This is a genomic window from Bradyrhizobium sp. 197 (assembly GCF_023073375.1).
GTDB lineage: Bacteria > Pseudomonadota > Alphaproteobacteria > Rhizobiales > Xanthobacteraceae > Bradyrhizobium.
On record NZ_JADPJJ010000180.1, the window covers coordinates 47,740 to 71,163 of the forward strand.

The 23,424-nt window shown below is 60.6% G+C and carries 23 protein-coding genes and 5 pseudogenes; 13 read left to right on the forward strand and 15 right to left on the reverse strand.

Annotated elements, in window-relative coordinates; all coding sequences use genetic code 11:
* Positions 1 to 65: 65 nt before the first annotated feature.
* Positions 66 to 560 carry a hypothetical protein gene (locus tag IVB27_RS39580; protein WP_247448000.1) on the forward strand — a complete coding sequence of 165 codons (495 nt, stop codon included), beginning with the start codon at positions 66 to 68 and terminating at the stop codon, positions 558 to 560.
* Between the two features lie 18 nt (positions 561 to 578).
* Here the strand turns inward: IVB27_RS39580 and IVB27_RS39585 are convergent.
* Positions 579 to 671 (reverse strand): annotated as a pseudogene (locus IVB27_RS39585) (SOS response-associated peptidase); the annotation flags it as partial.
* 490 nt (positions 672 to 1,161) lie between these two features.
* Here IVB27_RS39585 and IVB27_RS39590 point away from each other — a divergent pair.
* The 6 genes and pseudogenes from IVB27_RS39590 to IVB27_RS39615 all read left to right on the forward strand — a co-directional run.
* Positions 1,162 to 1,961, forward strand: a pseudogene (locus IVB27_RS39590) (Mu transposase domain-containing protein); the annotation flags it as partial.
* A 135-nt stretch (positions 1,962 to 2,096) separates the two neighbouring features.
* Positions 2,097 to 2,339: a hypothetical protein gene (locus IVB27_RS39595; RefSeq protein WP_247347370.1), complete on the forward strand. Its 243-nt coding sequence runs from the start codon at positions 2,097 to 2,099 to the stop codon at positions 2,337 to 2,339.
* 191 nt (positions 2,340 to 2,530) lie between these two features.
* Entirely contained in the window at positions 2,531 to 2,782 is a 252-nt protein-coding gene (locus tag IVB27_RS39600) for a DUF3551 domain-containing protein (RefSeq protein ID WP_247347373.1), read from the forward strand.
* 103 nt (positions 2,783 to 2,885) lie between these two features.
* The gene (locus IVB27_RS39605) at positions 2,886 to 3,194 is read left to right on the forward strand and encodes a hypothetical protein (protein ID WP_247447963.1); all 309 of its coding nucleotides are present in this window, start codon (positions 2,886 to 2,888) and stop codon (positions 3,192 to 3,194) included.
* Between the two features lie 271 nt (positions 3,195 to 3,465).
* On the forward strand, positions 3,466 to 4,506 hold the full coding sequence (locus IVB27_RS39610; protein ID WP_247447964.1) for an NAD(P)-dependent oxidoreductase: 1,041 nt from the start codon (positions 3,466 to 3,468) through the stop codon (positions 4,504 to 4,506).
* 206 nt (positions 4,507 to 4,712) lie between these two features.
* A complete protein-coding gene (locus IVB27_RS39615) occupies positions 4,713 to 5,417 on the forward strand; it encodes an aldo/keto reductase (protein ID WP_345946994.1) in 705 nt (234 codons plus the stop codon).
* 464 nt (positions 5,418 to 5,881) lie between these two features.
* Here IVB27_RS39615 and IVB27_RS39620 read toward each other — a convergent pair whose 3' ends face one another.
* Complete coding sequence (locus tag IVB27_RS39620; RefSeq protein ID WP_247447965.1) at positions 5,882 to 6,424, reverse strand: cytochrome b; 543 nt, start codon at positions 6,422 to 6,424, stop codon at positions 5,882 to 5,884.
* A 483-nt stretch (positions 6,425 to 6,907) separates the two neighbouring features.
* Positions 6,908 to 7,024: pseudogene (locus IVB27_RS43455) on the reverse strand (DUF1614 domain-containing protein); the annotation flags it as partial.
* 58 nt (positions 7,025 to 7,082) lie between these two features.
* Here IVB27_RS43455 and IVB27_RS39625 point away from each other — a divergent pair.
* A complete protein-coding gene (locus tag IVB27_RS39625; RefSeq protein ID WP_247447966.1) occupies positions 7,083 to 7,400 on the forward strand; it encodes a hypothetical protein in 318 nt (105 codons plus the stop codon).
* 893 nt (positions 7,401 to 8,293) lie between these two features.
* Here IVB27_RS39625 and IVB27_RS39630 read toward each other — a convergent pair.
* From IVB27_RS39630 to citF, 4 genes are all read right to left on the reverse strand, one after another.
* Entirely contained in the window at positions 8,294 to 8,671 is a 378-nt protein-coding gene (locus IVB27_RS39630) for an MBL fold metallo-hydrolase (protein ID WP_247447967.1), read from the reverse strand.
* A 73-nt stretch (positions 8,672 to 8,744) separates the two neighbouring features.
* Entirely contained in the window at positions 8,745 to 9,671 is a 927-nt protein-coding gene (gene citG, locus IVB27_RS39635) for a triphosphoribosyl-dephospho-CoA synthase CitG (protein ID WP_247447968.1), read from the reverse strand.
* Positions 9,643 to 10,194, reverse strand: a complete 552-nt coding sequence (citX, locus tag IVB27_RS39640) for a citrate lyase holo-[acyl-carrier protein] synthase (RefSeq protein WP_247347397.1) — start codon at positions 10,192 to 10,194, stop codon at positions 9,643 to 9,645. Before citX ends, citG begins: the two co-directional genes overlap by 29 nt.
* A gap of 2 nt (positions 10,195 to 10,196) precedes the next feature.
* Positions 10,197 to 11,606: a citrate lyase subunit alpha gene (gene citF / locus IVB27_RS39645; protein ID WP_247447969.1), complete on the reverse strand. Its 1,410-nt coding sequence runs from the start codon at positions 11,604 to 11,606 to the stop codon at positions 10,197 to 10,199.
* A 96-nt stretch (positions 11,607 to 11,702) separates the two neighbouring features.
* On the opposite strand from citF, the pseudogene ligD reads away from it, so the two are divergent.
* A pseudogene (gene ligD / locus IVB27_RS43460) lies at positions 11,703 to 11,864 on the forward strand (non-homologous end-joining DNA ligase LigD); the annotation flags it as partial.
* 1,430 nt (positions 11,865 to 13,294) lie between these two features.
* Positions 13,295 to 14,302 (forward strand): MBL fold metallo-hydrolase, encoded by a 1,008-nt coding sequence (locus tag IVB27_RS39655; RefSeq protein ID WP_247447971.1) that lies wholly within the window; start codon positions 13,295 to 13,297, stop codon positions 14,300 to 14,302.
* A gap of 370 nt (positions 14,303 to 14,672) precedes the next feature.
* Here the strand turns inward: IVB27_RS39655 and IVB27_RS39660 are convergent, their stop codons facing one another.
* The 5 genes from IVB27_RS39660 to IVB27_RS39680 form a co-directional block, all read right to left on the reverse strand.
* Positions 14,673 to 15,575, reverse strand: a complete 903-nt coding sequence (locus IVB27_RS39660; RefSeq protein WP_247447972.1) for a GNAT family N-acetyltransferase — start codon at positions 15,573 to 15,575, stop codon at positions 14,673 to 14,675.
* A gap of 102 nt (positions 15,576 to 15,677) precedes the next feature.
* Positions 15,678 to 15,836, reverse strand: coding sequence for a hypothetical protein (locus IVB27_RS39665; protein WP_247447973.1), 159 nt, complete (start codon positions 15,834 to 15,836; stop codon positions 15,678 to 15,680).
* Positions 15,837 to 16,051: 215 nt separating this feature from the next.
* Entirely contained in the window at positions 16,052 to 16,405 is a 354-nt protein-coding gene (locus IVB27_RS39670; RefSeq protein ID WP_247447974.1) for a hypothetical protein, read from the reverse strand.
* A gap of 105 nt (positions 16,406 to 16,510) precedes the next feature.
* On the reverse strand, positions 16,511 to 17,107 hold the full coding sequence (locus IVB27_RS39675) for a glutathione S-transferase family protein (RefSeq protein WP_247447975.1): 597 nt from the start codon (positions 17,105 to 17,107) through the stop codon (positions 16,511 to 16,513).
* Between the two features lie 456 nt (positions 17,108 to 17,563).
* Positions 17,564 to 17,827: a hypothetical protein gene (locus tag IVB27_RS39680; RefSeq protein WP_247447976.1), complete on the reverse strand. Its 264-nt coding sequence runs from the start codon at positions 17,825 to 17,827 to the stop codon at positions 17,564 to 17,566.
* 89 nt (positions 17,828 to 17,916) lie between these two features.
* Between IVB27_RS39680 and IVB27_RS39685 the strand changes: the two genes are divergently transcribed.
* Together IVB27_RS39685 and IVB27_RS39690 are read left to right on the forward strand one after the other, a co-directional pair.
* A complete protein-coding gene (locus tag IVB27_RS39685; protein ID WP_247447977.1) occupies positions 17,917 to 18,282 on the forward strand; it encodes a PRC-barrel domain-containing protein in 366 nt (121 codons plus the stop codon).
* Between the two features lie 433 nt (positions 18,283 to 18,715).
* On the forward strand, positions 18,716 to 18,925 hold the full coding sequence (locus IVB27_RS39690) for a hypothetical protein (RefSeq protein ID WP_247447978.1): 210 nt from the start codon (positions 18,716 to 18,718) through the stop codon (positions 18,923 to 18,925).
* A gap of 23 nt (positions 18,926 to 18,948) precedes the next feature.
* Here IVB27_RS39690 and IVB27_RS39695 read toward each other — a convergent pair whose 3' ends face one another.
* Together IVB27_RS39695 and IVB27_RS39700 are read right to left on the reverse strand one after the other, a co-directional pair.
* Positions 18,949 to 19,434 carry a hypothetical protein gene (locus IVB27_RS39695; protein WP_247447979.1) on the reverse strand — a complete coding sequence of 162 codons (486 nt, stop codon included), beginning with the start codon at positions 19,432 to 19,434 and terminating at the stop codon, positions 18,949 to 18,951.
* Between the two features lie 57 nt (positions 19,435 to 19,491).
* Positions 19,492 to 19,833 carry a hypothetical protein gene (locus tag IVB27_RS39700; RefSeq protein ID WP_247447980.1) on the reverse strand — a complete coding sequence of 114 codons (342 nt, stop codon included), beginning with the start codon at positions 19,831 to 19,833 and terminating at the stop codon, positions 19,492 to 19,494.
* A gap of 319 nt (positions 19,834 to 20,152) precedes the next feature.
* Between IVB27_RS39700 and IVB27_RS39705 the strand changes: the two genes are divergently transcribed.
* Positions 20,153 to 21,451 carry a tetratricopeptide repeat protein gene (locus IVB27_RS39705; RefSeq protein WP_247447981.1) on the forward strand — a complete coding sequence of 433 codons (1,299 nt, stop codon included), beginning with the start codon at positions 20,153 to 20,155 and terminating at the stop codon, positions 21,449 to 21,451.
* A gap of 653 nt (positions 21,452 to 22,104) precedes the next feature.
* On the opposite strand, the pseudogene IVB27_RS39710 reads toward IVB27_RS39705, so the two are convergent.
* Positions 22,105 to 22,808 (reverse strand): annotated as a pseudogene (locus IVB27_RS39710) (aldehyde dehydrogenase family protein); the annotation flags it as partial.
* Between the last annotated feature and the right edge of the window lie 616 nt (positions 22,809 to 23,424).

Sequence of the window (23,424 nt, forward strand, 5' to 3'; positions counted from 1 at the left end):
AGTCCTGGAACAAGGCGTCCGTGCTCCGATTGGATCGGTGAGTGCGCGTTGCGTGGAGTTTGTCGATGACAGCGGAGAAGCAGGTGCTGCAAGCCGTTGAGCGGGTTCAAGCCATCCTGGCGAGCTATGTGGAACCGGGTGAGCGGGACTGCGAGCGGACCGTCAACGATCTTCTCGACGTTCTCGACCGGGACGAGGTGGTGGCAGCGGTCGAAGAACTCGAAGCGCGCGGAGAGGCCGTCGACGAGCTCCGGCGCCTTCTCGAGCGAGGTGCGCCCCGATGGAGCTCTCCGCCGGTGAACTCCGCGGAGCCCGACCTGCCGCCGATGCCGCCGGAGAAACGGCCGCAGGATCCGGGAATGGAAGGAAGCGACCTTCGCCTCGAAGGCTACAGGATCGAGACCAGGGAGCACGCCGGCGAACATCCCGACACCATGCCGCAGGTGATCGAGGTGACTGACCCCGAGGGGCGGAAGGCCGCCTACGTGCCGCTCAGCCGCGACGGCAGGGTGGTCGACAGTTCGGCGGTGGTGGAGAAGCTGAAGAACTGCGAAGGCTGACGGCTCAGGCTGCGAGCGCGGGTCTTCCTTCTCCCCGGTCGCCACGATCTTCAGCGCGCCGTCCGGAAGCGGACGCTGCAGCGCTTGAGCCTCGCTCCAGGGAGCGCGCATCGGGTCGAGTTCGAGTTTAGCCATTCGTCTGATACTGCGAGAGTGGGCGTCGTGCGAGACGCCGTCCGATCCAAATATCGGATCCCAAAGCTTCGCGGGCAACGAAAACCCTCAAAATGAGGCTTCCTACATGTGGAGAAAGAAATTCGCGTTGGGCGTCATCAGGTTACGAGGCCAATGATGGCAACTCACGACTCCCTTGCACACCAGGCCGACCGCCCCCGCATCCTGACGGCTGAACTGGATCCCGGTAGTCTCGCATTTCCCGCCCAAGCGCAACCTGCTGCCTGCGCACCTCACGATGTTCACCGCCTGTCGTCGGCGCAAACGGCTCGCCTGGACGATTTCGACCTCCCAGGCGCTCCCCTACCCATCCTGCTCGATGCGCCCTTCCTGCTGGGCTCCGGTGTCGCGATCCGAATCCGGTCGCCTGAGCTCGAGCAGTTGCGGGCTGCGGCGCGCGAAGCGATGGGCGGCGAGTTCTCCAAGCGCCCACGACCGGGCATTCGCTCTGTTCGAGGGCACCTGCGTGCGCGGCATCTACGACAACATGAAGACCGCAGTGGAGACGATCTTCGTCGGCAAACGGCGTCTCTACAATCGCCACTTCATGCAGATGTGCAGCCACTATCTCGTCGATCCGGTCGCATGCACGCCGGCATCAGGCTGGGCAGGTCGAGAACCAGGTTGGGCTTGTCCGGGAGCGCTTCTTCATGCCACGGCTGCGGTTCAAAACCCTCGACGAGTTGAACGCCTGGCTGCTGGACAAGTGCATCGCCTACGCCAAAGCCCATCGCCACCCGGAACTGGCCGAACAGACGGTCTGGGAGGTCTTCGAGGGGGGAACGGCCAAAGCTCGTTCCCTATGCCGGCCGGTTCGACGGATTCCACGCGGTGCCGGCATCGGTCTCGAAGACCTGCCTGGTGCGCTTCGACAACAACAAATACTCGGTTACGGCCAGCGCGGTCGGGCGGCCGGTCGAGGTTCACGCCTATGCCGGCCGCATCGTAATCCGCCAGGACGGACGCATCGTTGCCGAGCATCCACGCTCATTCGGTCGCGGCGAGACGACCTACGACCCCTGGCATTACGTGCCGGTGCTGGCTCGCAAACCCGGCGCCTTGCGCAACGGCGCCCCCTTTAAGGACTGGGTACTGCCGGCGGCTATTGAACGTGTACGGCGCAAGCTCGCGGGCACCGACGATGGCAATCGGCAGATGGTCGACATCCTCAACGCGGTTCTGACCGATGGTCTGCCGGCCGTCAAGGCGGCCTGTGCCGCGTGCCTCGCGTGATTCGAGCGAAACCTCTCGCCGTGTTGAAGCAGCGTGAAGAGATATTCCTTTTGCCAATCCTTGGGCATACGCATCTCTCAATCGAGAAGCCGAACATCCTTGGCTTCCCCTATCCAACGGAGAAACTGAATGACCAAAGTAAAGCTCTTGTCGGCCGGGCTGCTCGCTGCGACCATGCTGACTGTCACCCCTGTCCTGGCTCGCGAGTACCATTCGACCTCGCGGCACGTCGCTGCCCCCGCCGACGCGAGCTTACGTCCGACCGCCCAATATGTTGATGGGCGGGTCTGCACCCCGGCGCCGGCTGTGGGCGCATTTGCGACGCAGCCCTGGACCAACGGCCCCCCTTGCGAACCCACGTCGGGTTATTGATCCGCCGCGACGAAGCGTGATGAGCACAAAGGCGACGGGCCAGAAACGATGTTTCTGGCCCGCTCTTTATGCCGATGAATCTGCTTCGCTTACGACATAGCAAGCGCTGAGCACATCTTGAAGTTTTTTATAATCGATTTCGCCTGCATCAGCTCCCATCTCAATAACGAGAACTGATGTAGGAGATCGCCATGAAACTGCTGCAGACAACGTTCCTGTCTTACGCGACTGCGCTGTCTGTGCTTGCCCTTTCTGGATACATCGCGACGGCCGGGCCCATCGTGCCCCCGGGACGCTATTGTTTGTCCTACGACGAAGGCGGCACCGATTGCAGCTTCACAAGCTATGCAGAGTGCCTCGAAACTGCCTCGGGCATTGCCGCCGAGTGCTACGGCAAAACCGCTCGCGACGACGAACATGACCGCGCCCTTGTCCCTCACTAGTAATGATTCGAACACTGGACCGCCTCATTCAAAGATATCCGCCTGTTTCGCTAAGCTTGAAAGCCGCAACCGGGCACGTCGCCCAATTGGAAAGGAAATGACGATGAAACGACTCATGACAGCGCTGGTAACGACCCTGCTCGCCACCAGCTTGCTTGCGGTGACGGCCGAAGCGCGCGGGGGTGGCGGTCACATGAGCGGCTTCGGCGGAGGCCATATGGGAGGCTTTGGCGGCGGCCATATCGGTTTTGGCAACCATGGGGGCGCCTACCGTTCAGGCTTGCACCACGACGCCATGCACCATTTTGGCGGCGTCTGGCCAAGATACGGTACATTGTTGGGCGACAGCCTGGATTGCTATGATCTCTACTACGGTCGTCGACCCTATAGTTGGCCACCCTACTGCGGCTGATACCGACAACTTTGCAGCACCGCGAAATTGGACAGAAGGACCAGCTCCCGTGCGGTCCCTCCACTCCGCACCGCAAGTTTCATCACGCAAATGCCCGAGTAGGAAGCGTCGAATTCAAGGCAACGCCTTACGCCTGCGCGAACTTCCGGCGTCGTGGCCTAAATTCTTTTTTAGTCGGATTTGCGTTCGTCCGTCACTAACTGGGCTCTCGAGCAATCGATCCTCCAGGCATGCGGCTTTCAGCAGTAATACCGTCAAGAAGGTCATAACGATGAGTTCAAAAGCGAATTCGAAGGCTGATCTCGAGCACGCGCCGCAGCAAGGTCGGATCGGATTTATCGGTCTCGGCCGAATGGGGACAGCGATGGCCGCTAACCTCGCGGCCGCCGGAAAAGATGTGCTCGCCTATGTCCGGCGGCCGGAGCAAGTAACAAAACTCTTGCCGCTCGGATTGAAGCCGACAACCACATTTAGCGACCTGTTCGACTGCGCGGTCGTTGTCAGCATGCTGCCCGACGATGCTGCCGTTCAACAGGTCACGTTCGGCCGCAAGGATCTCAGCATCGCCGGTCTCCTCATGGGCTTGATGCCCGGTGCGATCCATCTTTCGATGAGCACGATCAGCCCTGCCATAGCATCCCAATTGGCCAGCGAACATGCGCGAAATGGGCAAAGCTACGTCGCAGCACCGGTGTTCGGAAACCCGGACGCAGCCAAAGCCCACCAGTTGTACGTCATCGCAGCTGGTCCGCAGCCGGATCTCGAGCGTTGCCAGCCGATCTTCGATGCGCTCGGCCAGCAGACGTTTGCGGTGGGCGATACCCCGGCGACAGCGAATCTGATCAAGCTGGTCGGCAATGCCATGATCGCGGCCAATCTTGAAATCCTGGGGGAGATTTGTGCGCTCGCACAAAAGCGCGGGCTCGATACCAGGGAATTGCTCGCGATTCTGACCGCAACAATGTTCGGCAGCCGCTTCCACCGAATCTATGGCGGCAAGATCGCCGACCAGGAATACCGGACTGGTGGCCTGGTTTTCCCGCTCGCACTCAAGGACGTGCGGCTGGTGTTGCAGGAAGGCGAGATGGCCGGAGTCCCCATGCCAACGCTCAGCGTCGTGCGCGACCGCTTCCTCACAGGGATAGCGCGTGGATATTCGGAGCTCGATTGGTCCGCGCTTGGCCTTCTGGCCTCAGAGGAAGCCGGGCTGAACATCGAGTCCGTGAAATCTGGTGCAACGCGGGGTGCGACTCATGATGAGCATCGTGAACTGAACGGCTCCCCGGCGGCCTCCGCCGGGCCGATTACTTGAAAGCCGGCGTTCACGTGTCGTGGTGACCATTTCGTCGCAAAACGCTCGAGCGGAAGCGCACAACCTGGTTGTTCTACACGCAGGAGCTCATTGATGTCCGATCAAGCGATGCCAGATTCATTGGAACTGGAACATACCGACATTCCCGGTACTGACATCAACGTATCGCGCGTCGCACTTGGTACATGGGCAATCGGCGGCTGGATGTGATCGCGACCAAAGTCGGCCTTGAATGGAGCGAGGGACGCGTTATCCGCAATGCTTCTCGCGCGCGGATCCTGAGGGAGTTCGAGGACTCGTTGCGGCGGCTTCGAACCGACTACATCGACATCTACCAGGTGCACTGGCCGGATCCCCTGGTGGAGATCGAAGAGACTGCCGAGGTGATGCACAGCTTGCACCAGCAGGGCAAGATCCGCGCGAATGGCGTCAGCAATTTCTCGATCCTGCAGATGGAACGCTTTCGTCCGGTTGCGCCGTTGCATGTACTGCAGCCGCCTTACAATCTGTTCGAGCGCGGCATCGAGGCCGACATCCTGCCCTACTGCCGCCGGAACGATATCGCGACCTTCGGTTATGGTGCGCTGTGCCGCGGCCTATTGTCGGGCCGCATGCGGAATGACACGGTGTTCAAAGGTGACGACCTCCGCGGCGCCGGCCCAAAATTCTTGCAGCCGCGTTTCGCGCGCTATCTATCGGCCGTGAAGCAGCTCGACGAATTGGCGCAGAAGCGGTTCGGAAGGCGTGTTATTCATCTTGCGATCGGATGGATGCTGGACCAGGGAATCACAACCGCGCTATGGGGCGCCCGCCACCCGGGTCAGTTCAACCGGTCGACGGTATCAGCAGCTGGGCGCTCGACGCGCCAGCGCAGGCTGAGTCGATCGCATCCTCGAGGCCGCCATCAGTGATCCGATCGGACCCGAATTTATGGCACTGCCGGCGCGCAGCTTGGCAGCGTAGTTGAACAAACCTTCATCGACGCGCACCCTCCCGCTTTCCGTCGCATCAACAATGTGCTGCGCAAAAGCGGGCGGGAGAGAAGCAAGATAACATGCGATAACACGATCCGTGCGCGACGCACCGGCTTTTGCTAGGTGCCTTTTTAGGGCCTGGGCTCAGACCCCAGCCCGCCGCCAGCGCACGGAGCGATTGTAACAAGTGGTGCGAGGGACCAGGCCTGCTCCGGCGTTTTCGCGCTTCCATCATGAAAGTAACGCGCGGTCAGCGTGATGGTGCGGCCGGTCGCGACAAGATGTGCGGCCATCACTGCGCCCAGGCCCGCGAGCCAGCTTTCCTCGGGGCCGGCAGGTCCCCACGCAGCGGTGCGGAAGGCGGCTGCCTTCAAGCCCCGCCACGCTTTGCATGAGAGTAGTCAGGGCTTCATGCGGCTCAGCAGCCGATCCCGGAAGCCATACTGATGTAGGAGCGCGGCAGCTGCATGCATTGAGGCGACCGCAATCGTCGTATTGGCTCCAACTCCATGCAAGGCACCGATGGCGCGAAGAACCGCAGGATGGTGCGCGCCGAATTGTGGGACAGACCAGATCCCGAATAGGGTGATGCCCCTATAAGATGCATCGAGTATACCGAACAACAACACTACAGAGACAAGGAGGTAAAGGCTCCAATGCGTGAGTTGGGCTATGAAATGAACCAGCCCGCCATTAGCCGGCGGCAGGGTGCGGCCGAACCGAATGCGCCAGACAATTCTCGTCGGCAACACACAAAGGAGCACGGCTCCGAGCAGAACATGTATTGACCACATCGCCGCGCGATCCGGTCTTGGAAACCAATCGGCGGTCTGTCCAATAGCCCACAGCGCCAGAACAAGTGATGCCGTGATCCAGTGCAGCCAAATCGTGATCGGATCGTAACGCGCGGTAGGATCCAGCATGCGCTCGTCTTTCGACGTCATGGCTCTCTCAACTCCTAACAGGCGGGTGTGTAGCGGCTGCTGCCATCGCGATCACACCATGTGTGCAGCCTGGACCAATGCACCGACTAAATTCAGGAATTCAAAATCTAAACTTGAGTTCAGAAATGAGTTGCTTGTTGCGCTCCAGTTGGTCGCCTACTGGCACGTTTTTAGACATGCCGGCCCCGCTGAAAATGTCTGCTCCCTGGGATAGACCGGAAGTGACTGGCGCGTGAAACCACGCTACCGGACATCGGGACCGAGCATGTCAACGGTCTTTGCCCTTTGGCCGCCGGGTCGACGTGATCCCGGCGCTGGCTCGATCCGCGATGGAAGTTCACCACATCCCGCTCAGGCGAGGTTCACGATCCCATCACTGCCGGCTGAGTCCCGCGCCTCGGAACCCGCGCCGGCTGACCTGACCTGCAAAAGGGGCGCGCTCCTGTGTCGGAATTGAGCTGCCATTTTCACATGCTCGTTCGCCTATGGCGTCGGCTGCAGCCGCGACGGCGAGGCAAGGCCTGCGAGCAGCACCGCCAAAATGCCGGTCAGAAATATGCCGTCGAATGTCCCTGCGCCACCGATGGAAGCGATCGGCGCGCGTTAAAGCCCTACCATCGATTACCGTGAACTTGCGAACGTCGCGATGAGACGAATCATGACAATGCTGGTGACGACCATGCTCGCCCCAAGCTTGCTTGCAGCTACAGCAGAAGCGCTTGGTGGCAGCGGCGACGTCGGCAGCTTTGGCCGTGCCCACATTGGTGCGTTCGGAGGTGGTCGCATCGGCGGCTTCGGTGGGGGCCGCGTCAACCTCGGTAACCGCATGGCCTACGGCTTAGGCCTCCGTCACTACGCAACGCACCGTTTCGGAGGTATCTGGCCTGGCTACGGTGGCCTGTTTGACGATAGCCTGGACTGTTACAATCCCAACTACCGGTATCCGCCATATTACCGGCCGCCCTACTGCGATTGAGCCTCTGGTGCAGCCGGCTTTGACGGTGCAGTTTCGAAAGTCGGTGCTTGAGGGATCCGTCGTCCCTCTGGCACTTCGGCATAGGAAATCTACGTCAACTGCTTAAGCGCGCTAACTCGCAGATGAAAGCACAGTGGCGAGTTCGTCGCGACCGATTCAGCCGCTTTCCCTGCGCTTTCCTTGCGTTTTCCTTGGCGTGTTCGGCACGACCGAAGCGCGCCGAAGCAATGTCCCCTTCTGCCCCATCACCGGTCACTGCTGTCACCTGCCAAAATGCGCGACGGCCCGAACGATTTCGCGCCGGAGTTTTTGGGCTGAAATTTGTTAGGCTTCATCCGCTGGCGTTGCGTGCAGTAGAACAAACGACCGCGAGTTGATCACGCTCAGCGCAACATCTTGCGCGGCCTCTCCCCGAGTTCAGTCGTTCCGTGCGGCCTGATGCTTACGATAGGCCTACCAGCTGTCTGTTTGCGAGGCGAACAGCGGATTGAGGGTCGTGCGTCGGCAGATACACCGTCGGATGGACTTGGGCGAAGGCTCTGATCGAGTCCAACGTTGCGCTGGAAATGCCCTCGTCAGCACTGACGCCGTCCACCCTGCCGGCGAGCATCATGCGCTCATTGTAGGAGGTATCGCCAGCAAGAAAATGCATTGTGCCGTCCTCTTGCTGTACTAGGAGGGAGACATGATCCGCGGTGTGACCTGGTGTGGCCACCGCGACAATGTCCCCAGCATCGGTCAATCGTCGGCTGCGAGCGAAGGGCCCAAACGGTTCCGCTGCGAGTTCAAGCGCAGTTGGATCGAACCAGGAGGGCCAGCGATTAGGAAGGTAACCGCGTATACGCCCTGCCCATCCACTTGCCGTGCGAAGTTCGCCGGAAGCAACAAGGATTTCACATAGGGAAATGTGCTAGGCCGCCATCATGATCCATGTGCAAATGGGTGAGCACGACCTTTTTCACATCGCGCGGTCCAATGCCTAGCGCGCGCAATTGCTGACCGATTTCTTCTTCTCTCTCGATTCGAAAAACGACTTCCCATCGGACAAAGGGATGATACGACGTCCCGGTTTCGAGCAAATGCGCTCCCTGGCCGGTGTCAACTACGATGACACCTTCCTTGTGCTCGATCGCCCAAGCGTACGTCGGCAACCACTCGGTCCAGTTCCGGTCGGTGAAAATGGCAAGCCGTCGTGCCAACCCGTGTCCGTGTCCCTCGACCTGCGCACTTTTTATTTTAACGAAGCCGGTTTGGATTGCATGAATACGCATGGCTGCTTCTGCTCTCCGTGTTAATTTAAAAATTGTACGATGTGATTTGACGTGGCTTCTGTTTCGTTCTGTATCATTGTGCTTCCACCGCTTCATGGGTAAGAAACTGCGCTAAGAACCAGGTGATGCCCAGCAAGTCTGCCGTCCCACCCGGACTTAAGTGGCGCGCGATCAATGCATCATCGAATGCCGCCATCTTGCGTAGCCCGTCCGGCGCTAGGACGCCGCCCTCCCCCACGAGAGTTTTGGCGTAAGCTCGGACATAGTCCCGGCCTGCGCGACCGCCGCGTGACAGAAGATTGGTGTCATCATTGACGGCGAGCAGATTCAACAGCACTTGGAGCAGCGTCAGTTCCTCGTTGATTCCGTTCAACCGCAATTGGTCGTAGACCGGCAGGGCTGCCGTGCGCACCGTCGAATATCCCGAAGCGGCCTCGCCCCTTGCGCCGGCGACCCCATAGCGCCGGAAGACGCGCTCGCCCGCCGTAAGCGTCTCTCCCCTGGCCCTGAGCTCCCGATCCACAAGCCCGACGCAGATCCTGGCAACCTCACCACACAGATGCTCGCGCGTTAGGGAGATACCGCGCCCCAAAAGACGACCAGCCGCGAAACAGAGCAAGCCAAGCGAAAAGATGCCGCCCTTGTGCGTGTTGATGCCCTTCGTCGCCCGCAGCATCGCTTGTTCGCAGAGCACGCCGACAGGACGCACCGCCGAGAGCGATCCGCCCGCGGTGATAGGCGCAGAAGAAAATCCGATCTCCACAAAACGCGGCCACCAGGGCGCAATCGCGCGTGCGCTGGCCAGGAACGTGTGCATGTCCATGTCATGGTGAGCGCCGCAATTTCGCCGATCCACCAGTCCGGGTTTGGGCGTGAGCATCAACTCTGTGAGCAACGCCCGGTCCGCATACGCGGCGAGCGCGCCGGCCATCCTCTCCTGAGCCTCGTTCCCCGCCGAGGATGGCAGCGGGCTAATTGACTGAGCGCGGAACATGGTCATGAACAATCCTCGCTATCGTGCTCAGTAGTTCTTCGAGCGGATGCAGGCGCGAGCGACCGCAGGCATGGGCCGGTTGCCCACAAACGAGGCAGCGCCGCGGGCGAAAGCCGAGCTCCTGACGTGACAGAAGGCCCCGTCCGGGAGTGAGGACATCAAGATCCCAAAGGCGTCCTATGGGTTGATTTTCTTCCAGAGCGACGGTAGCCGACTTGAGCATCCGCGCTTCCGCATCAATAACGTAGAGCGCCTCCGGCCCGGTCTCCCGCCACAAGACCTCGCGCGACAATACGCGCCAGCTGCGCTTATCTGACATGGCCTCCAACTGCTTGAGCGCCTCGCTCAGTACCCGTCGGGACAACCAGCCATCCTTCACCGGGCCGGGCATAACCACCGTCATGGACACGATCGGTTTGTTAAAGCACGCCAGGGCGGAGGCTTGACGCGCGGCCCGTTGCTCCCGAGCCGCCAGCATCTGATCAAGACTGACTTCGGCCCCAATGGCCGTCCGGACCGGCGCAGACATGATCAGTTCTTCACCTGCCGCACGACATCGATCACGCTGCCGTCGCGGTAACGGACTATGCCGACAAACCGATCGGTGAATTCGAGGGGCTCAGGCTCGCCCATCAACGCCACCGCCTTCCGGTACAACTCTTCGACGGTCATAACAGGCAGACGTGCGTCGCGCAGTCGCTGCTCGATTTCCGGGCGCTTGGGATTCACGGCGATCCCGTGGTCTGTCACCAGGACACCGACCGACTCGCCAGGGGTGAGTAGAGTCGTGACATGCCGGACGACCGTCGGAATGCGGCTACGTACCAATGGAGCAACAACGATGGTTAAGTCCGCAGCGGCCGCGACATCACAATGTCCACCGGATGCGCCGCGCATGACGCCGTCGGAGCCGGTGATCACGTTGACGTTGAAGTCCAGATCGACCTCCAGCGCGCTCAAGATCACCACATTGACGCGATCGACATAGGCTGCTTTCGATGTCGGATTGGCGTACTCGTTGGCCGAGATCTCGATATGCGCGTTGGAGGTTCGCAGCGATGCCGCGGCATCATTGTCGAACGACTGCACATCAACAATGGCCTTGATCAGGCCCTTACTGTGCAAATCGGCGATGCCCCCTGTGATGCCGCCGAGCGCGAAACTCGCCTTGATACCTTTGCAATTCATGCGCTGTTCAAGGAAACGGGTGGCGGCCGTGGCCGCCGCTCCAGACCCGGTCTGGATCGAGAAGCCATCGTTGAAATAGCCGGAGTGCTCGATAACATCCGCGGCGTGACGTGCGATCTGCAGCTCCCGCGGATTGTTTGTGACACGGGCGGCCCCTACGCTGATGAGCGAGGGATCACCGACCTGATCGAGCTTGACGACCAGGTCTACGCGATCCTGCGAAATGCTCGCGGGATAGTTCGGAAACCCCACCAACTGCTCGGTCAGCAGCACGACCTGGCGGGCGTATTCAGCATCGACTTTCGCGTAACCGAGCGAGCCACAGTTCAACTTGCCGCGCGATCCATTGGCGTTGCCGAATTCGTCACAGCATGAGACTCCGAGGAATGCGACATCAATCTTGAGCTCTCCGGTTTGCAGGAGATGTACCCGGCCGCCGTGCGAATGAATCTGCACCGGTTTCTTCATCAATCCGTTGGAAACAGCCTCGGCGAGCCTGCCGCGCATGCCGGAAGTGTAGATCTGCGTAATCACGTCGCTCTTGATGTGCTCCACCAGCGGATCGTGGCAGTTCAGGAGCGAGCTCGAGGCGAGCGTCAGGTTCTTGAAGCCAAGCCTGGCCAGGGTATTCACAACCTTGTTGACCACCTTGTCGCCTTCCCGGAAGGCGTGGTGAAACGAGATGGTCATCCCGTCCTTCAATCCAGATCGCCGGATGGCCTCCTCGAGCGATCCGCAGAGTTTGCGGTGCAACTTTGTGCCAGCCGCAGCGAGATATGGCGTCTCGGCGTTCGGCGATGGTGAAGTCCGATGAGGGCGCCATCGAGCAGGCGAAAACCAACTTGAGCGCTGCGCAATGGCCGCGGCACCACCGCGATCGGCACCTATTCCCCGCGAGCCCGAGAGGGATTTCCGATCGCAGCGCCCGTGACCTGGAAGCGCATCGAGAGCGGGATCGCGCCCGACGCCTTCACTATCGACAGTCCGTTCCGCGCCAAACCAAGGAGGTGAGCCATATGTCGGACGCATTCGATCAATGGGTAGAATGGCGCTACAAGCTTCCCGGCGACAGGCGCAGCATTCCCGCCGAACTCTACGCCGCGGTGTCGTCGCTGCCTGAAGCCGATCGCTCGGACCGGCAGAGGGTAAACGAGGCGGTTCGCAGCCATGACACGGCTCGCCGCGAGGGCAGGACCGCATGGCTCTACCTTGATGACTACGAGAACGGCGAGTCGCGAACGATGGGCGATCCCGAATGGGTGAAGGTATTTGCATCTGGCGGTGCCGCCGACGCTTGGCTCCAGGACAACGACCCCGAAGGCGTAGCCTGGGAATACGAAGTCGAAGGCGGTCCAGTCGAGGCATCGGTGTGGCTCTGCTTGCCCGATCCGGCGTCGAGAGCCATCGGTGAGCCCGATTGGATCAAGCTCTTTGCCTCGAAAGAGCGCGCGCGCAAAAATGGCTTGAGGACAACGAGCCAAAGCGCGACATTTGGCAGTACCCGGTTCAGGAGTGACGGGCATGCATTCGTTGACAGCTCCGTCTGGTTCGCTGCGGCCGCCAAGCGGGATGCTCAGAATGAGCGCGCCAAGTCGATCCTTCAGAGCATCGACCAATACCTCACGACGGACTTGGTGCTGGTCGAGACGTGCCAGCTTTTAAAAGCCCGATTTGGCCGCGGCGTGGCCGGAAGTCTTCTGGGAGCGGCTGCGCGACAGCGGAGTTCGGACCGAACCCATCGTCTGCGCCGATCTGGATGCGGCTTCGGAGATAGGGGCGCGCTTCCCGGACGAGAGGTTTTCCTTCGTCGACCGGACGAGTTTTGCCCTGATGGAGCGCATGGGGATCACGCGAGCAGCGACCTTCAACCCGGGCTTCGCAGCGTACCGACCCCGCCGCGGTCGCAAGCGGCCCTTCCAGATCCTTAGCGAAGGCCACAGCGAGGTCTTCGTGGCGCTCCGACAAGCGCTCCTTGAACGCCGGCCCGTTCACGTGAGCCAAGACGGCGACCGCCAGACGGTCTGCCCCTACATGCTGGGACACGCCGCCGGGGAGGAGCGCGCATTCGCCCTCCTCCTAGAGGTAAGTTCGAGCACGAAGCGTCCGGCGCAAGCCAAGTGGATCTGCCTTCGGTTGTCGAAGATCGAGCAGGTTCGCTTAGCCGATGAGCCCTGGATCGAGCGAGACTATCCGGGACGCGTGCAAAGATGTGTCGATCAGGTGCACTTGGAGGCGAAGCTACTACAACAGCTTCTGGGATAGCGTCGGCTAAGGGTGTGTGCTCATAAACGTCGGCTCGACAGGCCAAAGCGGAAGTCACCCCACTTGAGCTTGATCGGCGGCTCGTGACCCAAACCGGATGGGGAATTTTCTGTCGCAGTACACCTATTTTTCATGACCAGGGCCGAGACAAACGGGCTAGACTATAGGGTCTTTGGGTCATGTTTTTCGAGGAATTGGTTGGAGGGAGTGAAATTATGAAACGGTGTTTAGCGTTCGCTTTTTTATGTTTCATGTTCTTTTCAACAATATCGAGCGTGACCTGGGCCGCCGAAGGCGGCTTCAAGGTCACGCTCCTTGGAACGGCGTCTCCACAAGTTCGCCCCACACGACTCGGGCCGAGCACTTTGGTGGAGGCCGGGGGAAAGACCCTACTGTTCGATGCTGGTCGGGGCGTTCCCACTCGAATGGGTCAGCTCAAAATTCCGCTCGGTAAAATCGACGTCCTGTTCATCACGCACTATCACTCCGATCACGTCTCCGGCATTCCAGATGTTTGGTTGACCGGCTGGCTTGGTAGCCCTGCAACCCGACGAAAGACTCCGTTTCACGTCATCGGGCCAACCGGTGCTAAGAATTTGATGAGCAATCTGGAAAAGGCGTACGCGCTCGATATCAGCATCCGCGAGGTGGACGAGAAACTGCCGCATGAGGCCATCGCAGTTGACGTTGAGGAGTTCGCCAAAGACGGCGTCGTTTACGAAAAGGACGGCGTGAAAGTGATCGCGTTTGAAGTCGACCATGGCGACGCCATCAAGCCCGCCTACGGCTATCGCATCGAATACAACGGGCACGCTGCTGTGATCTCGGGCGATACTCGCTACAACCAGAACGTGATCAAATACGGCACGGGGGCAGATCTTTTGATTCATGAGGTTGCGATTGCAAGGCCGGAACTAATGTCCAATCAATTCGCACAGGCCATAATTGCGCACCACACCAGTCCGCACGATGCCGGGCGGGTGTTCGCGCAGGCCAAGCCGAAACTAGCCGCCTACACTCACCTCGTGTTCCTCAGCAATGAGAAGGTTGCGGAAGCAACCTTGGACGACGTGTTAGCGCAGACGCGAGAAACCTATAGTGGACCACTCGAGATCGGCGAGGACCTAACCTCCTTCGAGATCGGCGAAACAGTGACCGTCCATCACTCAGCGCAACCTCCTTGGTGAGGCTCGGGTGATAGCCGCTGTTGGCCCGTGGCGAAGTTCGGTCGCCTCAGATGTGGGTCTGCAGTTCGAGATAGCGCCAGGCAAACCGGCCCTGTTGACCCATAGCCGATTTGCTGGTGGTCGCTGGGTCAGGTGCGACCGTTCTGTTGATGATTAGCTCGCTCTTTGTCGGCTTCCGCAATTTCGGCTAAACGCATGTGCCGCGGACCAGTCGCCCTGGTGGAGTGGAGTGAGGACGTCCTCCGCCCCGCGGGCGAACGCGCCGGCTAAACACGGACGGCCCCCTCGCAGTCCGTCGACGTCGCACATTCCGAAATAGACATGCCCGCCTCTGCAAGTTCGCGACGCCAGGTCCCAGCGTCACACGGTGTCACATGAAGCCCGGATTGCGAGGCAGATACTGGGCCCAGCTGCCGAAATCGCGTGACGACATGAGAAGCATCGGAAATTTGATCCGTATGCCGTACTCCAGCGCCACCGAGAGGGCCGCCTCGCTCGCGCCGGGCAAGAATGCCGATACCTGCGAGGCGCCACTCTCGGTCGCCAGGCGCAGCGCCGTCCTGAAGGCGGAGGCGATGGCGCCGGCCTGCAGCACCGCGACCGGTCCGACGTGGCCGCCGGCATCGACGTAAGCGTAGCCCACCCAATCAGCTCCGTGGTAGAGGCTGAAACCTCTCGTCCGGCTGTCATTGATGAGATAGCGGTGGTGCTTCTCGCGGGACACCCCAAGCACCCGCTGGTCCGCCTGCACGAGGCGAGCCAGGGTAGAAGCATCTTCGTCGAGCGGAGCGCATTCGAATTGCGGCCCATTCAGGCGACCGATCAAATGCTCCCGGGGCACGCTGACGCTGTAGATCGGAAATCGCGGGAACAGCCCGTGGCGGATATAGAGCCCCTGCGACACGGCGTTGAAGGCGAACGTGATCAGAACCCTGTTGGAAGCGCCGGACTTCGCGGCATGATCCAGGGTCCGTTCGATCAGCTCTCTGCCGATGCTCCCACCCTGACGGTCGGGCGATATGAAAAGCTGCGCCAAAAACCAGATGTCGCCGCAGACCCAGCTCCAGGCGAAGCCGAGGATCCTGCCGTCGTCTTCCGCGATCCAGAGTCCGTCGGGATCGTCCGCCAGCGAGAACAACTGAAAGTTCGGCGGGCTTGGGGAGGCCATTTGCCCGAATCCATGGCGGACCGTGAGATCGTTGATGCTGGACACGACCAGCGCGTCGGCAAGCTCCAGGTCTTCCGCGCGGGCGGGCCGGCAAACCACCGTCATCGAACAACTCCAGGACCGCGAGGATCCCGAAAGGGCCTCGACACCTACTGCCGACGGATCAGCCTCAACAGCGCTCCAGACACCGACGTCGGAGCGTTCGACTCAGAACCATTCGCCCGGGGTATATTTGTCGATGATCAGCACCGAGAGCGACAGCAGCAGCCCGAGGCCGCTGAAAATCGCCACCGAAAGAGCGGTGTCGATGTCCTTGACCGATTTCGCGGACGCGCGGGGCAGCAACCATGCAATCGCAGCGTTCATGTCGCTCTCCGTGGAAGACGGCCAAGACCCAACGCTCACCACAAGAGCAGGCGTTCGTTTCAGAATGACTTCGTGCGGTTCAGGAAATGGCTTCGCGACCTGCGACGTGCGGTCGATCCGGCGGCCCGGCGGGGGAGCACTCGCGGCCGGCTGTCGTTCGCTTTGAACTAAAAAACGCGCTCGTCGTCGAGCTCCCGGCTGGCCCGGCCGGCGGATCAATTCCTCTGCGCGGTCCAAGTGCCTGCACACCGCGATCCGTCCGCGCGACCGCTCCAGACGCCTCTGCCAGACGCTCCGGACAGCCTGCCCGATCCCGATGCGTACTTCTGTCCGACTCTGACCGAGGCGCGAACGGCCCCGGACGGCGCCACGCGGCCCCTGAAGGTCAGGATGTTCGGGTGGCTGACGTTGCCGTTCACGACGTCGACCGTAAAAGTGTAGGTCGGATCGCAAGCGCCGCGCTGGGTGACGAAGACCAGATTCCACGTCCCGTCGAAGCGGGAGCCTGCGAACGCCTGGCTTTGGAGGCCCAGGCAGGATCCGCCGAGGACGAGGTATAGGGCGAGCATCCGCGGCGTCCGATGAATGGCCTGGCGCACTCCATCGCTCATGGCAGGCCAGCCGTTCTGATCGTCCGTTCGTCGCTCATCCGACCGGCTCCATGTCCTGGCGCTTCAGGGCAAGACGGCGCCCTCGTCCGCTTCCATGCGCGTGCGGTGCGCCTTCAATGCCGGGTAATCTTCGATCGACAGCGGTGTCTTTTCGATCCAGCGCGTCAGCACATAGAGAAAGGTATCGGCGAAGGAGCGCCGTCCCAGATACCATTCGCCCCCGTTCTGGCTCACTGTGCCATCCATCCGCCGGTAGTGATCGGCGAGATTCTCGTAGGTCTTGCGCTTGACCTCTTCCTGCGCCGCTGCGCTCTCAGCGAATTTCTGGGTGTTGAAGTGACCGCCATAGGTGGCATGCACTCCCGAGGTCATGTAGGACAGCGCCTCGGCTTCCTTGCGGCCGATCCGCGTATCGCGGGCGTAGCCTTCCTTGCCATGGGCCGCGCCGAGCCAAGCGAGGATCGCTGACGCCTCGGTCAGCACGTCGCCGTCGTCGAAGCGCAGCGCCGGCACCTGGCCCTTCGGGTTGATGGCGAGGTAATCGTCCTTCTTCTGGTCGCCATAAGCAATATTGTGGATCTTCACCGATGCGCCCAGCCAAGCTACGGCGATGTTCGGGGAAAGCGAACAGGTCTCGGGCATCGTATAGAGCGTCGGCATTGGCGTTCTCCTCAACTGTGTTTCCGTCACGCTTAAGCGTTCGCGATCTTCGGCCGAGAGCCTTGTCGAGCTTTGTCGTGCACGCTCAGTGTGTAGCGGATCGTCTGCGCGACCATCTTGCCGTCAAGGAAACCTCGCCATCCTGCAGCGCGACCGCGCCGCAGTCGGCGGCCCATTCGAGCAGCGCGAAACCAACTTGTTGATGCACCGATATTCCGCGCCTGGGATTTCCCGCTGCAGCATCTCCGCAAGCCGGAACGATGGAGCTCCCGGAAAAGTTCCGATTGATGTCCTGTTCCACCCCGCCCTGTTGCGCGAGTGTCCAGATGGTTGTCGAAGACCTCCTGGACAACGGGCGCGCTTTGATCAATCACTTGGTTGCCAGCTCGCGCACGTGCCGCCATGGACACGTAAACAAGCAACAACAAGCAACGCCATAGTGAGGAGTCCGGACGATCAGCCGTCAAGCATGGCCGCGGATTCAGAGTGTCGACTCCGCATACGCCATGAAAGGCCGCTTTTGCGGATGATCTCGAAGGCGCCCAAATTGCGATCCCATTGATGGCCGGACAGTTCCTGCGGCACTTCGCAGAATGCACCCGGAAATTCGGAGCACCGGGCGAGGAACGGCTGGCCAAATCGTTCGAGGAGGCAGGCGCAGAGCGAGTGTCCTGGTCGCTGCGCCAGTGAGCCGGCGATGCTGCCGGCATCATGCGGCATCACCCGCGGACAGGCTCCTCCTCCACATCTTCAGACAGGAACGAGCGAGACTGCCCCAGGTTGATCCCACTCATGGGAGGAGACATCGCATGGCCTATGAGGAACGGGAAACAGGAAATCTGATCGGCAGCGACAAGGTCGAAGGGACGGCGGTCTATGGTGCCGACAGTCAGCGCATCGGTTCGATCGAACGGGTGATGATCGAGAAGATCAGCGGCAAAGTCGCCTACGCGGTGCTGGGCTTTGGCGGCTTCCTCGGGATCGGAGACGACCATTACCCGCTTCCGTGGCAATCCCTGAAATACGACACCAACCTCGGTGGCTACGTGACGGGCATCAGCGACAGTCAGCTCAGAGGGGCGCCAAAGTACAGCGACGAGAGTAGCTGGAATTGGTCAGACCCTTCGGTCGCCCGCTCGGTGGACGATTACTACGCGGGCATTCCGGCTCCGTGAGCCCGAATGGGCCAAGGTCGAGGCGGTCGCCGGTCGCACGGCCGCCGCTCGGCACGGCGACGGAGCTCCGCAAGCAGGTACGCCGCGCCCGCGGCAGAAGGCATTCGCTCATTTCGCCGGCGGGCGTAGCGGGCTGTCCGCCCACTTCCGGGCGGTCGGGTCGTGCAGCGGGTCATCGTCGCAATTGGTGCAAACGTACCGCAGTCGCCCTCCCAGAGATTCGTCGGGCACAACCTTCATGGGCCTGCCGCATGCCGGGCACGCCTTCCGGATGGGATAGGGCACTGACATCTGACTTCCCCTGCTATGACACTTTAGGTCCGCCGGCATCATGGACTCAAGCCCGTCGCGGAAAGTTGTCCTGCGGGCGCGCCCTCTCGACTCCGCGACCGCCGGCTACTCAACTCCGGGCAGTGATGTTGCGGGGTGCGTCATGGAGCAGGAATTCTATCAGGGTCTCGCGCAGCGGGTCCGGGCCATCGCCGAGCAGGCCGATCCGTTCACCCGACGTCGTCTGCTGGACCTGGCCAAGCGGTACGACGCCAAGGGCGGCACCTCGCGATCCGGACCGGTCGAGCGCCCGCTGCCCGTGCCGCGCACGACGCCGCCGGCGTCGATCTTCTCCGGACCGGGCGAGGCCTGATCGGTCCACCCGCCCGGCCCCGTCTACACGTCGTCTTCGGTGAGCTTCGTCTCGATCCGCAGGCTGTTCAGCCTGGCGCTGCGGTGCCGAAACCGAGTACCGCGCAACAGGACGAACTTGAATTTGCCGGCGATCAGCATCTGCAGGATCGGCGTCAGGGCGTCCCAAGGAATTCCGATGTTGCCGGAGACCCGATCCGTCAGGATGCTGAGGGATCCTAGCGCGACGGGCTCGAAGGACTTCCGACGCTCCTCGATGAGATCGGGCGCAGCCAGCAGCGAAATCTCCGCCTGATCCGACTTCGGCCCGGCCGGCTGCAGCAGCCGGCCCCTGATCTGGAGGTGACGGAATTCGTGATAGGGATCGATGGGCTGCCGCTCCGCGTTGAGCGAGAACGAGTAGCCCCAGTCCCAGTCCTCGATCGCCACGATGTAGGCGACGTCCGGCTCGCGCGGTTTGCGCCGGCGCTTGGCCTTTCCGGCTGCCTTTGGCTTCGATGCAGCGACCATCGCCACGCCGCCTCCCCGCGGCGAGGCTAACCGAGTCGGCCGGATGTTAGAAACGCGCTAGGATTCGGCGGCGAGCCCGACGACCTTGCGCAGCGTTCCGAGCAATCCCTTCAGGTCGGCGGCGCGGATCTCGAATTCCGGACGGTCCATGCAAGCGAACTCGCCCCACCACCGCGCCGCCTGCGGTTCGTAAAGCTGCACGTCGAAAACCAACATGAACTGCGCCTGCACCAGTTCGTTCTCGCGCAACCGGTCGCGCAGGACAGGGATTGCGCCGGCGGCCTCGCCGAGGGCGCCGATGCGCGAAGTCTCGTTCTCGAGAGCCTCGCCGATCTTCTCCTCAATGAAGTCCAGGAGGTCGAAGACGAAGGCGGCGAATTCGGTACGTCGGGGTGTCATGGCGATGTCTCCGTTCGATGAAGGTACGGGGACGGAGTAGCCGGCGAAGGTTTCACATGGGTCTCATTCGCAGGCGCTGCGGCAACATTTGTTGACCAGAAGGCGCGCGAAGAATCCTTAACTTCCCATCGACGTAAGAAATCTGCGTAGAGCGAACCCGAAGACGCTCTTGGGGGTTGATATCTGTTTTTCAGATCCTACAGAATTCTCCCGCGGAGCTCCGGCGATGGCTCCCGCGAATTCGGCGGTTTCGCTTGTACCGCGTCGTGACGTCGGAATGGATTCGTGGAAAAGGCAACATTCGCAGGACAGGACGGCCATGGCCGCGCAGACCAACGATTCAAATGATGGCCCCCCCTCACTGAAGGAAGGGCTGCGCCTGCTTGAATCCGGAGACGTCGACGCCGCGATCGCGAACTTCTCCCGTGTGATCGAAGCCGAGCCCGGCAGGGCAGCGGCCTACCGGCTGCGCGGCTCAGCTCACCTTCGGAAACGCGCCTACCTCAGCTCCATCGCAGATCTCGACCAGGCGATCAGGTTGGCCCCGAAGGACGCCGTCGCCTACTACGTGCGCGGTCGAGCCCGGCACCTCAGCAAGGATCCGGAAGGCGCGGTCGCCGACTTTGACCAGGCCATCAAATTGAAGCCGGACTACGTAAAAGCCGTCCAGGCACGAGAAGCCGCCGTTCGCGACAAGGCAAGTAGCGGCGACGAGGCGGTCCCCGTGGTGGGGAGCTTCCCCATGATGATCGTGAACCTAGCGAGCGAGTTTCTCAACATGCTCGCCGGGAACGCGACAATCTTGCTACTGGTCGCTGTCGCAGTTGGGATGGCGCAAGGAGCCGTGAATCATCCAATAGCATCCATTCTCATCGTGGCGTCGCTTCTAGCTATTGGTGGCGCCTTCTTTGTCGGTGGTCCTGCATCGCCTCGGAAGAGCAAAAATCACCTTGCCCGACCGGCATACAACATCGTGTGGCAAAGAGCCGCCATCGGCATCTTCCTCGTGGTTGTCCCAGCGGGCTTTGCGGCCCCAAAGGTCTCAGACATTTCGTCATTAAGCGACGATGACGACATTCCAAGCGATCTACACAAGGATGATCTGGATGAACCCGCTTTACCTCGCGACGCGGTCCGGACCGAAAACCACGTTGGTGACGCTGTAAGTAACACGAAGCCCGAACCGACGACCATCTCGAAGGCGACGCCACGTCTTGACATCCGAGGATGGCGGCTCGGAATGACACTCGAGGAGCTTGAGAAGCGCTGGGAAAATTGCCACGACGAAGGGCAGCTTCGGATGTTCATGTGCCGAGGCTACAGCAAAGAGTTCGGATATGGAGGCAATACCGGCTTCGTCTTTTACTATTCCGCCGGCCCCGAACCGAAGATCTGGAAGATTTCCTACAATTACCCCGGGCAATCATGCGAAAGCTTGGTGAGCGACGCACAGACACGCTATGGAGTTGGACCTCCGGATCGCGCAGAGAAACACATCAGATGGAAATCGGGAAACGAAATTCTCGGCCTTAGCCCACGATCATGGGATCCGCCGGCTGCCATTTATTCATTGCTGACCTCGCGACAAACGAACGGTCAGAAGGTGACAGATGTCTAACCGAGCCACCGAAGAGCAAGGAAGAAAATTACTTCTGTACAATGGAAGCACTGAATAGAACTCTTTCCGATCTATAAACGACGCTCCCTCCCGCCCCCGCACTGCGGCAGTACGACTCGGATACGATCTCGCCAGCCATCGCGAAAAACGTGGACTTTGCGCAAAACCGAGGTGAAGTTGACGATAGCACCATCCGCTACGGTCGTTTTTTGCGCCTGCCATTCGCGCTGCCGTCAGCCGCCTCCTATCATCCTTATCGAGACCCGCCTTCGATCACCTCCAGTGCTTCGATGTCGCAAAAATTCGCGCCAAATTACTGCGCAGATGCAAGCTGTTACCCGGCCGAGTCGTTTTCAAAGCGAAAAACGGGGTGATCGAGTCGTTTTCAAAGTCAAGATCGAGTCGTTTTCAAAACACGGGGTCGTGGAAAATCAATGGGATAGCCGAGTCGTTTTCAAAGTGGCCCCACACTCGCGAAGCGAGCAAGGGAACCACGCCGAGTTATCGCACCAGAAGCGCCTCGCTTCGTGGCTCGCAGCCATGCTTCAGGAAACGGCAAACTACTGCTTCACATTCGATCCGGCCACGGCCTCTTTATTCAATCGTAGATTTGGCGGCCTCATCGAATAAAAAGGCTAGATCGGCCGCGGCGATCACGACATCGTCGGCATGACGAATTCAGCGCCAGCTCGTATCCCGGTCGGCCAGCGAGTGGTGACCGTTTTCATCCGCATAGTGAAGCGAACGCCTTCCGGACCGTGCATGTGGTGATCGCCAAAGATAGACGCTTTCCAACCGCCAAACGAATGGAAAGCCATCGGGACCGGGATGGGCACGTTGATGCCGACCATGCCGACCTTGATCTGGTGAGCAAATTCACGGGCAGCATCGCCGTCGCGTGTGAAGATGGAGGTACCATTGCCGAATTCGTGGTCGTTGATCATGCGCGCGGCGGTCTGGTAGTCCGGCGCACGAACGACCGACAGCACAGGCCCGAAGATCTCCTCCTTGTAGATCTTCATGTTCGGCTTGACATGATCGAACAGAGTTCCATCCACGAAGAAACCATTCTCATAGCCCTGCATCTTGAACTTGCGTCCGTCGACGAGCAATTTGCGCCTTCGGCAACACCTGTATCGATGTAGCCTCGGACCTCTTCAAGATGCTGCTTCGTGACAAGGGGACCCATCTCCGCTTCGCGATCGGTACCCTGCCCAACCTTCAGGCCTCGAACCTTGAGCTCGAGAGCCGAGACCAGCCTGTTCGCCGTGTCCTCGCCGACCGGTACGGCAACCGAGATCGCCATGCAGCGCTTACCGGCGGAGCCATAAGGGGCGCCCATCAGCGCATCGACCGCGTGGACAATCAATTTTCGATTGCGAAGACAGTGCACTCAATGGCCGATTTCGCAGGGTCGAAAGCTCATAATTGAGTACACCATCGAACAGGTAGTCGCGGGACTTAGTGGACATGGCGCGTGAGAGAAGCGCGGCCCTTCGTTGTGCAATTCATGAACCCGTTGGGCGCAGGAAAATCAGACAAACGGGGTCGAATCAAACCGGCCCGCAATTCAGGCACATTTTCATGTACTTACGACCCTCACCCGATGCGCGACGGTCATCCGCATTTTTTCCTAGAGTGCAAGTGTGCCGCAGGGGCCTGACCCGGTCGGGCAAATCAGTGATCCACGCGTCCCGTGACGGAGCGGATCAGTTGCCAGGATCGATCGCGCGACGATGGGAGTGTATGCACGCGCCGCCGGCGCGGTGCGGTGTGTCTGCCGAGCAACTTCGATGAGCTGTATGACGTTCGTCATCTCGATGTTCGGATGAGAATGCCGCAACGTGCGACAAGATAATATGTGCAGCTCGTGCAGCTCGCGGGTTCCGTTCGCATGGATTGCATTCGCACGTGGCGGATTGCTACTTGAATAGGCAAGCGTCCTTGCCCGCGGCCGCCGAGAAACCCGTGGC